We start from the raw sequence: 12,566 nt of genomic DNA, 5'->3' as shown, positions 1-12,566 counted from the left end.
CCGGATAATCGTTTGCTCATAAATAAGCACTGCAATTACGCGGTTTTTTGCGTGGAATAGAAAACGTTTGCCTTTATCCGGTCAGCGCCTCGCCCTGAGGTTTTTTGTACCGCGTATATTGTGCCAGGGATGCAAATGTTGGACGCCGCTGGGTAACAGCGGTACTGCGCAGCGATAACTCATAAGAAAGCTCAGGGGATTACTATGTCGACTCCTTCTCAACCGGCCAGCGGCTCTTTAGACGCCTGGTTCAAAATCTCTGCGCGCGGCAGTAGCGTGCGCCAGGAAGTCTTAGCCGGACTCACCACCTTCCTTGCGATGGTTTACTCGGTGATCGTGGTGCCTTCAATGCTGGGCAAAGCCGGTTTCCCACCGACCGCCGTGTTCGTCGCGACCTGCCTGGTGGCCGGTTTCGGCTCGCTGCTGATGGGCCTGTGGGCCAACCTGCCGATGGCGATTGGCTGTGCTATCTCGCTGACGGCATTTACCGCCTTCAGCCTGGTGCTGGGCCAGCATATCAGCGTTCCGGTGGCACTCGGTGCGGTATTCCTGATGGGGATGCTGTTTACGCTGATTTCCGCCACCGGTATTCGCGCGTGGATTTTGCGTAACCTGCCGATGGGCGTGGCGCACGGCACCGGCGTGGGTATTGGCCTGTTCCTGCTGCTGATTGCGGCGGATGGCGTTGGTCTGGTGGTGAAAAACCCGGGCCCAGGCCTGCCGGTTACGCTGGGTCACTTCCCCTCCTTCCCGGTGGTGATGACGCTGCTTGGTCTGGCGGTGATTTTCGGCCTGGAAAAACTGCGCGTGCCGGGCGGCATCCTGCTGACGATTATTGCTATCTCGGTGATTGGTCTGATCTTCGACCCGGCGGTGAGCTATCAGGGGCTGTTCGCGATGCCAAGCCTGAGCGATGCGCAGGGTAACTCGCTGCTGTTCAGCCTTGATATTCTTGGCGCGCTGAAACCGGCGGTGCTGCCAAGCGTGCTGGCGCTGGTGATGACGGCGGTGTTTGACGCCACCGGTACCATCCGCGCGGTGGCTGGCCAGGCAAATCTGCTGGACAAAGATAACCAGATTATTAACGGCGGCAAGGCACTGACCACCGACTCACTGAGCAGCATCTTCTCCGGTCTGGTCGGCGCCGCACCTGCGGCCGTGTATATCGAATCGGCAGCGGGCACGGCGGCGGGCGGTAAAACCGGTCTGACGGCGATTGTGGTTGGCGTGCTGTTCCTGATGATCCTGTTCCTGTCGCCGCTGGCCTATCTGGTCCCTGGCTATGCCACTGCGCCTGCGCTGATGTACGTTGGCCTGCTGATGCTGAGCAATGTGTCGAAAATTGATTTCAGCGACTTCGTGGATGCGATGTCCGGCCTGCTGGCTGCGGTATTTATCGTGCTGACCTGTAACATCGTCACCGGCATCATGCTCGGTTTCGGCGCCCTGGTCATCGGCCGTATCTTTGCCGGCGAGTGGCGCAAGCTGAATGCGGGCACGGTGATCATTGCCGTGGCCCTGGTCGCTTTCTATGCCGGCGGTTGGGCGATTTAATCCTGTTTCGGGGCCGAATTCGTCGGCCCCACCTTCAGATGTCACTGAATTTCTCCTCTATACGCACATCCTGTTTCTAAACATTTTCTTAATTTGTTTTACTATCATTCAGGACATGATCATCATCATGTTCGTGGTTGTTTTTTACCCACCGGAAGACGTATAAAGAAAGGAAAGCATGGAAATCTTCTTCACCATCCTCATTTTGACGCTGGTTGTTTCGCTGTCCGGCGTTGCTGCACGCATCATTCCGTTTCAAATTCCCCTGCCGCTGGTGCAGATCGCCATGGGCGCGCTGCTGGCGTGGCCGACCTTTGGTCTGCATGTCGACTTTGACCCGGAGCTGTTTTTAGTCCTGTTTATCCCGCCGCTGCTGTTTGCCGATGGCTGGAAAACCCCAACCAGTGAGTTTCTGCACCACGGGCGCGAGATCCTCGGCCTGGCGCTTGTGCTGGTACTGATTACCGTGGTCGGTATCGGCTATCTGATTTACTGGCTGGTGCCGGGCATTCCGCTGCTGGCCGCCTTTGCGCTGGCGGCGGTGCTGTCACCCACCGATGCCGTGGCGCTCTCCGGTATCGTCGGCGAGGGGCGCATCCCGAAAAAGATCATGGCGATTTTGCAGGGCGAGGCGCTGATGAACGATGCGTCTGGCCTGGTGTCGCTGAAATTTGCCGTTGCGGTAGCGATGGGCACCATGGTGTTTACCGTTTCCGGCGCCTCGATAGAGTTCCTGAAAGTGGCGATCGGCGGCCTGCTGGCGGGTATTGCCATCTGCTGGCTGTACGGTAAATCGCTGCGCCTGTTCAGCCGCTGGAGCGGGGATGATCCGGCCACCCAGACCGTGCTGCTGTTGCTGCTGCCGTTTGCTTCTTATCTGATTGCCGAACATATCGGCGTCTCCGGTATCCTTGCGGCGGTAGCAGCCGGGATGACCATTTCGCGCTCCGGCATTATCCGCCAGGCACCGCTGGCGATGCGTCTGCGCGCCAACAGCGTCTGGCAGATGCTGGAGTTTGTCTTTAACGGCATGGTGTTCCTGATGCTGGGCCTGCAGCTGCCGGGCATACTTGAAATCTCGGTGCACCAGGCGGATGCGGATCCCAACGTTGAGCTGTGGGCGCTGTTTGCTTCCGTGGTGATGATCTATGTCGCGCTGATGATTGTACGTTTTGGCTGGCTGTGGACCATGCGCCTCATCAGCCGCACCGCGCTGAAAAAGCGTCCGATGGAGTTCTCCAGCTACTCGACGCGTGAACTGCTGATTGCCTCCTTTGCCGGGGTGCGCGGGGCGATTACTCTGGCCGGTGTGCTCTCTATTCCACTGCTGCTGACCAACGGCGATGATTTCCCGGCGCGCTATGAGCTGGTGTTCCTCGCCACCGGGGTGATCCTGTTCTCACTGCTGGTCGGCGTCGTGGTGCTGCCGCTGCTGCTGCGCGGGGTCGAAGGGATTGATAAAACCGTTCACCGCCGCGAAGTACAGATGGCGCGCGCGGTGATGGCCGGCACGGCGATCGAGAGCCTGTACAAGATGGAAGAGCGCCTGGCGGCGGATACGGAAGAGAATATCGACCCGGAGCTGCTGAAAGAGATCAGTTCGCGCGTGGTGGGTAACCTGCGCCGCCGCGTGGACGGTAAGGAAGATCTGGAGCGCGCACTGTATGCCGAGAACCTCGAACGCCGCTTCCGCCTCAGCGGCCTGCGTGCCGAGCGCGGCGAGCTGTATCATCTGCGCGCCACGCAGCAGATCAGCAACGAAACCATGCAGAAACTGCTGCACGACCTCGACCTGCTGGAAACGCTGCTGATTGAGAAAGAGGAATAAAGGGATTGCGGGTCGGGCATGCCCGACCCCTACGCGATTTCGCAGGGGCGAGGCACGCCTCGCCCTGGTTTTGCCGGGATTACAACGATAACCGCGGCGCTTCTCCCGGCCAGAACTCGCGGCAGCAGGTGATCCACGCCTGGGCGCTGCGCGACAGATAGCTGCCTTCCCGCCAGATCAAGCCCAGTTTCCACACCAGCTCCGACTCCAGCGGCAGCCACAGCAGCTGGCTTTTATCCAGCCGCTGACAGATTGGCTCCGGCAGGATCGCCACCCCCATTCCCGCCTGCACCATTGCCGCCAGAAAATCCCACTGCCCGCTGCGCACCGCAATCTGTGGGGTAAAGCCGCTGGCCTGGAAGGCGCGCATCAGCTGGCGATTGAGCGAGAACTCTTCGTTATAAATCAGGATCGGCAGCCCGGCCAGCTCGCTGATCGGCAGATGACTGCGGCGCAGCCACTGCTCGGTGCGCGGCACCAGTACGCACAGCGGGTGGCTCATCAGCGCCAGCGAGTTTAGCGGCAAATCGTCGGCTACCGGCAGCGCGGTCATGGCGATATCAAGGCTGCCAGACAGCACCGCCTGCTGCACCGTCAGGCCGCCAAATTCGGAAATTTTCAGCTTCACCCCAGGATAGCGCTGGCGAAAGGCCGAAATGGAACCGGCAATCTGCATCCCGACCATGGGCGGAATGCCGAGGCGCAGCTCGCCGGTTTTCAGCTCGTTAATATCGCTGATCTCCGCTTCCAGCTGCTTAAACTCCTGCAGGATGGTCAGCCCGCGCTGATACACCGCCTGGCCGGTATCGGTCAGATGCAGTTTGCGGCCCTCGCGGATCAGCAGCGTACAGCCCAGCTCGTCTTCCAGCTGGCGCAGCATCTTACTGATCGTCGGCTGAGTGACGTACAGCTGCTCGGCTGCGCGGGTAAAGCTCTGCTGGCGAACCACTTCCACAAAGTAGCGCAGGGCGCGAACGTCCATAATCATTCCTGTCTGGCATAGTTTGAATAATATTAAGTCATTTTTTTCACCCTTTGTTACCGCTTTATAATGTTTGCAGTAAAAACAATTGGCGATGGGGTAAACATCATGGCGCTGGCAATAAGCCCGCAGAGAACGGGCTGGCTGCACAGGTTACAGGTTCCGCTACAGGTGATGCTGTACATTGGGCTATTTGTTTTTTCAGAACAGCTAGTTATCTGGTTCCATTTGCCGCTTCCGGCCAATATCGTCGGCATGTTAATGCTGCTGACGCTGATTATCTGCCGCGTGATGCCGCTCGGCTGGGTGAAGGCCGGGGCCAGCTGGCTGCTGGCGGAAATGCTGCTGTTTTTTGTTCCTGCGGTGGTGGCGGTGGTTAACTACGCCGAGCTGCTGCGTCTTGAGGGCTGGCGCATTCTGCTGGTGATTGGCCTCAGCACGCTGCTGGTGCTGGCGGCGACCTCGCTGGTGGTCGAGCGGGTTTATCGTTTCGAAATCTGGCTGGCGCAGCGCAAACAGGAGAAACGCGATGCGTGATTTGCTGCTGAGTATCGCCTGCCTGCTGGCCACGCTGCTGGTTTACTTCCTCAACAAACGCCTTTACCGCCGCTGGCACCGACTGCTGATGATGCCGCTGGTGATGACGCCAATGGTGCTGGTGGCGCTGCTGCTGGTGACGCATATCTCCTGGCAGGATTACATTGGTCAGAGCCGCTGGCTGCTGTGGCTGCTCGGCCCGGCCACCCTGGCGTTTGCCGTGCCGGTGTATGAGAACCTGGCGATTATCCGCCGCCACTGGCTGTCGCTCAGCGCCGGGGTGATCACCGCCACTACCGTCGCGGTGTGCAGCTCGGTGTGGCTGGCGCGCCTGCTGACGCTGCCGGAGGAGATCCAGCGCAGCCTGGCAGTGCGCTCCATCACCACACCGTTTGCGCTGGCGGCGGCGAAACAGCTCGGCGGGCAGCCGGATCTGGTGGCGCTGTTCGTGGTGATCACCGGGGTATTTGGTATGGCGGTCGGTGACCTGCTGTTTCTGCGCCTGGCGATCAAGCAGGGGTTGGCAAAAGGTGCCGGGTTTGGCGCGGCATCGCACGGGGCGGGAACGGCACGCGCCTATGAGATCGGCCAGCAGGAGGGGGTGGTTTCCAGCCTGGTAATGATGCTGTCAGGCGTGGTGACCGTGGTTATTGCCCCGGCGATTGGCCATGTTATGTGGGCGGTTGCCTGAAACATTCACTTGCGCGATGTTTTGTAATGTTACTCAAATTCATCTCAATTGGTTTCTTTCTCATATAAATCCGTATTGGGTTGGTTTACTCTGCACAGCCGCCGCATTTCGGCGTGAGTAAAATTAATCAGGAGAAAAAAATGAAAAGAGTGGCAATGACAACGGGCGCACTGGCGCTGCTGGCGCTGGCAGGCTCTGCTCAGGCTATCGAAGGTGGCGTGAATGTGGGCAAAAATTACACTGACGTACACGTAGGCCTGGGAACTAACTCACCTGGTTTTGCCCTTTCCGGTGACTGGTTGCGCAGCGATCACGACGGTAACGTTGAAAGCCTGGGTCTGGGCTACAACGTCGCGGTCGGTGATGTGTTCCTGTCACCTACCGTGAAAGCCATGTCCACCAACCCGAAAGACACCAAAGATGGCTACGGTATTGCTATCGGTGGCGGCGTGAAGGTTCCGGTTACCAATATGTTCAACGTATACGGTGAATATTTCTGGTCGCCGGATTCGTTCTCCAGCCATATCGACAACTATCAGGAAGCGTCAGCGGGCGTGAGCTTCCAGCCGATTTCGCTGGTTGATGTCAGCGTGGGTTACAAATACATGACGATGAACGGTAAAGATGGCCGTAAAGACAACGTGGTGGCCGATGGCCCATACGTTGGCGCCGCAGTGCATTTCTAATCTTTAACGGCGCGGGCGGACCGAAAAAAAGGGTCCGCCCCTACGGGTTCGTTGTCGGGGCCGACCGCTTTTTCTGGTCGGCCCTTTTCAATGCCGCAGTTAATGTCCTTTCCCACCCTCAATGCCAATACCGGTCTGCGAACGCACAAACTGTGCGCGGAAGCGCAGGCGCTCCTGCGCGCCGGATGCCGAGTGATCGGTGATGGAGAACAGCCACGTCCCGATAAACGCCACCAGCATTGAGAACAGCGCCGGATACTCATACGGGAAGATCGCTTTGGCGTGCCCCAGCACCTGCACCCACACCGTCGGGCCGAGGATCATCAGCAGTACCGCCGTCAGCAGCCCCAGCCAGCCGCCAATCATCGCGCCGCGCGTGGTCAGCTTCGACCAGTACATCGACAGCAGGATAATCGGGAAGTTACAGCTGGCCGCGATGGAGAACGCCAGGCCGACCATAAAGGCGATGTTCTGCTTCTCAAACATTATCCCCAGCAGAATCGCCACCACGCCCAGGATCACCACGGTAATCTTCGAGACGCGCAGCTCCTCTTTCTCACTCGCCTGGCCCTGACGGAACACGCTGGCGTAGAGATCGTGCGAAACGGCAGAAGCGCCTGCCAGCGTCAGCCCGGCGACCACCGCCAGGATAGTGGCAAACGCCACGGCGGAGATAAAGCCAAGGAACAGGCTGCCGCCCACCGCATCGGCCAGATGCACCGCCGCCATGTTATTACCGCCAATCAGCGCCCCGGTGGCATCTTTAAACGCCGGGTTAGCCCCGACCAGCAGGATGGCGCCGAAGCCGATAATAAAGGTCAGGAAGTAGAAGTAGCCCATAAAGCCGGTGGCGTAGAACACGCTTTTACGCGCCTCGCGCGCGTCGCTGACGGTGAAGAAGCGCATCAGGATATGCGGCAGGCCGGCGGTACCAAACATCAACCCGAGGCCGAGCGACAGCGCGGATATCGGGTCATGTACCAGCCCGCCGGGGCTCATAATCGCAATGCCTTTCGGGTGCACCTTCATTGCTTCAGTAAACAGCGTGTTAAAGCTGAAGCCAACGGTCTTCATCACCATAATTGCCATAAAGCTGGCGCCGAACAGCAGCAGCACGGCTTTAATAATCTGCACCCAGGTGGTGGCGAGCATGCCGCCAAACAGCACATACATCACCATCAGAATACCGACCAGCACCACGGCAACGTGATAGTCGAGGCCGAAAAGCAGCTGGATAAGTTTGCCCGCGCCGACCATCTGCGCAATCAGGTACAGCGCCACCACCACCAGCGAGCCGCAGGCCGACAGTACGCGGATCGGCTTCTGCTTCAGGCGGTAAGAGGCGACGTCGGCAAAGGTATAGCGCCCGAGGTTGCGCAGGCGTTCGGCAATCAGGAACAGGATAATTGGCCAGCCGACGAGGAAGCCGAGCGAGTAGATCAGCCCGTCATAGCCGGAGGTGTAAACCAGCGCGGAGATCCCGAGGAAAGAGGCCGCCGACATAAAGTCCCCGGCCATCGCCAGCCCGTTCTGGAAGCCGGTGATATTGCCGCCTGCGGTATAATAATCGCTGCGTGAACGGGTGCGTTTGGACGCCCAGTAAGTGATGCCAAGCGTAAAGGCGACGAATATCAGAAACATGATAATCGCTTCGACGTTGGTCGGCTGCCGCTCAACCGCCCCGCTGATAGCATCGGCCGCCAGCACGCCGCCCGGCAGTAACACCGCCAGAGCCGGTAACAGATATCGTGATTTCATCCCTTCACCTCTTTCAGCAGTTCACGGGTCAGGCGATCGAATTCACCATTCGCGCGCCAGACATACACACCGGTCAACAGGAAGGAGATGACAATTAAGCCAACGCCTATGGGAATGCCGCGCGTCACATTGGTGCCTTGGTGCAGCGGCGTACCCAGCCACGCGGGCGCGAAGGCAATCAGTAAAATAAAGCCGACGTACAGCACCAGCATAATTATCGACAGCAGGGTGGCAAAGCTCTGGCGTTTTCTCACCAGCTCTTTAAAGCGTGCGCTTTTTTCTATTCTTTCATATAAGACATCGTTCATTGCAGCATCTCCAGAGGTAGAGAGGGTGAGTATTTTTTTTATAACTTCACGGTGCTGAAAATTAAGACGTAATACGGCAGGGCTGCTCTGTGGCAGTTAGGATTGAGAGAATAATGGGGGCGCTGAGAGGCCCCCACGGAGTTATGGCATTTTAATGGACTGCTTCTCTACGAGTAATTTCTCCACCACGCCTGGATCGGCGAGAGTTGAGGTATCGCCGAGGTTGCTGGTATCACCGGCGGCAATTTTGCGCAAAATGCGGCGCATAATTTTCCCCGAGCGGGTTTTAGGCAGTGAGTCGGTCCAGTGCAGCACGTCCGGCGTGGCAATCGGGCCGATCTCTTTACGTACCCAGTTACGTACTTCGCTATACAGCTCCGGCGACGGCTCTTCGCCGCTGTTCAGCGTGATATAGGCATAGATCGCCTGGCCCTTCAGCCCGTGTGGAATACCGACCACGGCGGCCTCGGCGATTTTCGGATGGGAGACCAGCGCAGATTCAATCTCCGCGGTGCCCAGGCGGTGGCCGGAGACATTCAGTACGTCATCCACGCGCCCGGTGATCCAGTAATAGCCATCTTCATCACGGCGCGCGCCGTCGCCGCTGAAGTACATATTTTTAAAGGTGGAGAAGTAGGTCTGCTCAAAGCGCTCGTGATCGCCAAACAGCGTGCGCGCCTGACCCGGCCAGGAGTCGACAATCGCCAGGTTGCCTTCGGTCGCGCCCTCCAGCACGTTGCCTTCGTTATCCACCAGCGCGGGCTGGACGCCGAAGAACGGATGGGTCGCCGAGCCGGGTTTCAGCGCGGTGGCACCCGGCAGCGGGGTGATCATAAAGCCGCCGGTTTCGGTTTGCCACCAGGTGTCAGAGATAGGGCAGTTGCCGTTACCTATTTTCTTGTGGAACCACTCCCAGGCTTCCGGGTTGATTGGCTCACCGACGGAGCCGAGAATGCGCAGGCTGGAACGGTCGGTGCCCTCAATGGCTCTGTCGCCCTCTGCCATGAGTGCACGCACGGCGGTCGGCGCAGTGTAGAGAATGGTGACCTTATGTTTGTCCACCACTTCGGCCATCCGGCTCGGTTTCGGCCAGTTTGGCACCCCTTCAAACATCAGGGTGGTGGCACCACACGCCAGCGGGCCGTACAGCAGGTAGCTGTGACCGGTGACCCAGCCAACATCGGCGGTACACCAGTAGACATCTTCCGGATGGTAATCAAACACGTATTTAAAGGTGGTGGCTGCGTACACCAGGTAGCCACCGGTGGTGTGCAGCACGCCTTTCGGCTTGCCGGTGGAACCCGAGGTGTAGAGGATAAACAGCGGGTCCTCGGCGTTCATCTCTTCCGGCTGGTGGTGGGCGCTGGCTTTGTTCATCAGCTCGTGCCACCAGAGATCGCGATCGCCGTTCCAGCCGACATCTTTGCCGGTGCGTTTAAACACCACCACTTTACCTACGCTGGTGACAGCGGGGTTAGCCAGCGCGTCGTCGACGTTTTTCTTCAGCGGGATGCTGCGCCCGGCGCGCACGCCCTCATCGGCGGTGATCACCAGGCGGGCGTTACTGTCGATAATACGGCCAGAGACGGCTTCCGGCGAGAAGCCACCGAAGATCACCGAGTGCACCGCGCCAATGCGCGCGCAGGCCAGCATCGCCACGGCCGCTTCCGGCACCATGGGCATGTAAATCGCCACGACATCGCCTTTGTTGATGCCGAGCTCTTTCAGGGTGTTGGCAAAGCGGCACACGTCGCGGTGCAGCTCACGGTAGCTAATGGTTTTGCTTTCGCTGGCGTCATCACCTTCCCAGATGATGGCCGGATGGTCGCCGCGCGTTTGCAGATGGCGATCAAGGCAGTTAGCGGCAAGGTTTAGCGTGCCGTCCTCATACCAGCGAATGGAAATATTGCCGGGGGCGAAAGAGGTGTTCTTCACCGTGCGGTAGGGTTTGATCCAGTCAAGTATCTTGCCTTGCTCACCCCAGAATGCGTCTGGGTCCTGTACCGACTGCTGATACATCGACTGGTACTGCTGGGCATTAATCAGGGTGTTTTCCGCGATGTTCGCGGGCACCGGGTATACGTGTGATTGGCTCATGGCTGGTCTCCTTGAAGATGTTAATAATATGTCAATCAATGGTTAAGTGAAGATGCGCGTTTGGCTTTGTTTTCTTTTTGCGCGGCAGATCACGTCATAACGGAATGTAATGAAATGGCAATATCACTTTGCTCAAAAGAGAAGAGGCGATGCTAACAATCTTAGAAAAATGCCCGCGAAGGTGCGCAAAAAAAGCGCAACCAGACCATTTCGTTGTTACGGGTAATTGTTCACTTTTTGCATGGCTATGCTATTTGCTCTAAGAATATTACCTTTTATAACAAAGGTTTATTTTAAGTGGCTACAGGCAGTGCTTTATCCTGTCTACTGAGCATTAAATAGACACATCTCGCGTAGGGTTGCATTCTTACCGCTGAAAATGGTACTGATTACGCGCCTGCAAAACAGGAATCAACCATCCATTACCTGCGAATTGCCCGATCCCGGTCATCCTCCTTCGAGTGTTATTCACTCCGCATGCACTACGCGGAAAGCAGGTTTTGTTAAGGAAAAATACAATATGAAAGCTGTAAAATTCAGCCTCGCCTGGCAAATTCTGGTGGCGTTGGTACTGGGGATCACCGTCGGGGCGATACTGCATAACCAGCCGGAAAACCGTGAATGGTTAGTCACTAACGTACTCACGCCGGCTGGGGATATCTTTATCCACCTGATTAAAATGATCGTGGTGCCTATCGTAATTTCCACGCTGATTGTCGGCATTGCCGGCGTCGGGGATGCGAAAAAACTGGGGCGTATTGGCGTTAAAACCATCGTCTACTTCGAAGTGATTACCACCATTGCCATTGTGACAGGTATTACTCTGGCGAACGTGTTCCAACCCGGCTCCGGCATTGATATGTCGACGCTGGCAACGGTGGACATCTCTAAATATGAAGCGACCACGCAGCAGGTGCAGAGCGGCCCGCATAGCCTGGTGACCACTATCCTGTCGCTGATCCCGCAGAATATCTTCGCGGCGATTGCCAGGGGTGACATGCTGCCGATTATCTTCTTCTCGGTGCTGTTTGGCCTTGGACTCTCTTCACTGCCGTCTGAACACCGCGATCCGCTGGTAAAAGTGTTCCGCTCAACGTCAGAAGCGATGTTCAAAGTTACCCATATGATTATGCGTTATGCCCCTGTTGGGGTGTTTGCGCTGATCTCGGTGACGGTAGCAAACTTCGGCTTTGCCTCGCTGTGGCCGCTGGCGAAGCTGGTGATACTGGTGTATGCCGCTATCTTCTTCTTCGCGCTGGTGGTGCTGGGTGGGGTGGCGCGCTTCTGCGGTCTGCGCATTACCACGCTGATACGTATCCTCAAGGATGAGCTCATCCTCTCTTACTCCACGGCCAGCTCTGAAACCGTGCTGCCGCGCATCATGGAGAAGATGGAAGCCTACGGCGCGCCGAAGTCGATCACCAGCTTTGTGGTGCCGACCGGCTACTCGTTTAACCTGGACGGTTCGACACTGTACCAAAGTATCGCCGCCATCTTTATCGCGCAGCTATACGGCATTGACCTGTCGCTGGGCGATGAGATCGTACTGGTGCTGACGCTGATGGTGACGTCAAAAGGGATTGCTGGCGTGCCGGGCGTCTCCTTCGTGGTGCTGCTGGCCACTCTTGGCAGTGTCGGAATTCCGCTGGAAGGCCTGGCGTTTATCGCTGGCGTTGACCGTATCCTCGATATGGCACGTACCGCGCTGAACGTGGTGGGCAACGCGCTGGCGGTGCTGGTGATTGCCAAGTGGGAAGATCAGTTTGATGCGAAGCAGGCGCTCGCCTATGAAGCACAGCTGAAAGCCCAGCCTACAGGCCAGTAAAAATCGCGGGCGGGTGATGCGTCACCTGCCCGTTTTGCCTCCACTCTCCAGTTTAGCCCTGGATCCTACCTCACAAATCTCGCAAAAATTTCCGTAAGTTTGATTTAAGTGCCCTGGCGTTCAGTTCCGATCTGTGAAGCGGGTGTCTCATACCGCAAGGTTACTATTACGATTTATCATCAATAAGTTAGCTGCGAATTTTTCGCTGCTATTAGTGTCGCTGTTGGTAACACTATTTTATCTTTGCCGTGAATTTCATAAAAAAATTCAGAATAATGAGTTGCCAGAAAATAAATCAAA

Annotated in this window: 10 protein-coding genes; 6 read left to right on the top strand and 4 right to left on the bottom strand. The window is 57.3% G+C overall.

The features are described 5' to 3' along the window. Window positions 1-204: 204 nt before the first annotated feature. The gene (locus tag ID864_RS07060; RefSeq protein ID WP_191149623.1) at window positions 205-1,554 is read left to right on the top strand and encodes an NCS2 family permease; all 1,350 of its coding nucleotides are present in this window, start codon (window positions 205-207) and stop codon (window positions 1,552-1,554) included. 178 nt (window positions 1,555-1,732) lie between these two features. Continuing rightward, window positions 1,733-3,382 (top strand): Na+/H+ antiporter, encoded by a 1,650-nt coding sequence (locus ID864_RS07055; RefSeq protein WP_048917539.1) that lies wholly within the window; start codon window positions 1,733-1,735, stop codon window positions 3,380-3,382. Between the two features lie 79 nt (window positions 3,383-3,461). Here ID864_RS07055 and ID864_RS07050 read toward each other — a convergent pair whose 3' ends face one another. After that, window positions 3,462-4,364 (bottom strand): LysR family transcriptional regulator, encoded by a 903-nt coding sequence (locus ID864_RS07050; protein ID WP_187497523.1) that lies wholly within the window; start codon window positions 4,362-4,364, stop codon window positions 3,462-3,464. A 108-nt stretch (window positions 4,365-4,472) separates the two neighbouring features. Here ID864_RS07050 and ID864_RS07045 point away from each other — a divergent pair, with 108 nt between their 5' ends. The 3 genes from ID864_RS07045 to ID864_RS07035 all read left to right on the top strand — a co-directional run bounded on the left by ID864_RS07045 (window position 4,473) and on the right by ID864_RS07035 (window position 6,278). Continuing rightward, window positions 4,473-4,901: a CidA/LrgA family protein gene (locus tag ID864_RS07045; protein WP_191149622.1), complete on the top strand. Its 429-nt coding sequence runs from the start codon at window positions 4,473-4,475 to the stop codon at window positions 4,899-4,901. Continuing rightward, window positions 4,894-5,592 (top strand): LrgB family protein, encoded by a 699-nt coding sequence (locus ID864_RS07040; protein WP_191149621.1) that lies wholly within the window; start codon window positions 4,894-4,896, stop codon window positions 5,590-5,592. The genes ID864_RS07045 and ID864_RS07040 overlap by 8 nt, the downstream gene beginning before the upstream one ends. A 140-nt stretch (window positions 5,593-5,732) precedes the next feature. Next, window positions 5,733-6,278, top strand: coding sequence for a YfaZ family outer membrane protein (locus ID864_RS07035; protein WP_048917536.1), 546 nt, complete (start codon window positions 5,733-5,735; stop codon window positions 6,276-6,278). 99 nt (window positions 6,279-6,377) lie between these two features. Here the strand turns inward: ID864_RS07035 and actP are convergent, their stop codons facing one another. The 3 genes from actP to acs all read right to left on the bottom strand — a co-directional run bounded on the left by actP (window position 6,378) and on the right by acs (window position 10,441). Further along, window positions 6,378-8,036 (bottom strand): cation/acetate symporter ActP, encoded by a 1,659-nt coding sequence (gene actP / locus ID864_RS07030; protein ID WP_062818491.1) that lies wholly within the window; start codon window positions 8,034-8,036, stop codon window positions 6,378-6,380. Further along, complete coding sequence (locus ID864_RS07025; protein WP_048917534.1) at window positions 8,033-8,344, bottom strand: DUF485 domain-containing protein; 312 nt, start codon at window positions 8,342-8,344, stop codon at window positions 8,033-8,035. The genes actP and ID864_RS07025 overlap by 4 nt, the downstream gene beginning before the upstream one ends. Window positions 8,345-8,485: 141 nt before the next feature. Further along, complete coding sequence (gene acs, locus ID864_RS07020; protein WP_191149620.1) at window positions 8,486-10,441, bottom strand: acetate--CoA ligase; 1,956 nt, start codon at window positions 10,439-10,441, stop codon at window positions 8,486-8,488. A gap of 520 nt (window positions 10,442-10,961) precedes the next feature. Between acs and gltP the strand changes: the two genes are divergently transcribed. Then, a complete protein-coding gene (gltP, locus tag ID864_RS07015) occupies window positions 10,962-12,266 on the top strand; it encodes a glutamate/aspartate:proton symporter GltP (RefSeq protein ID WP_048917532.1) in 1,305 nt (434 codons plus the stop codon). Window positions 12,267-12,566 lie beyond the last annotated feature (300 nt).

The sequence above is a fragment of the Erwinia aphidicola genome (assembly GCF_014773485.1).
Taxonomy (GTDB): Bacteria; Pseudomonadota; Gammaproteobacteria; order Enterobacterales; family Enterobacteriaceae; genus Erwinia; species Erwinia aphidicola.
This window is presented reverse-complemented; position numbering and strand designations above follow the sequence as displayed.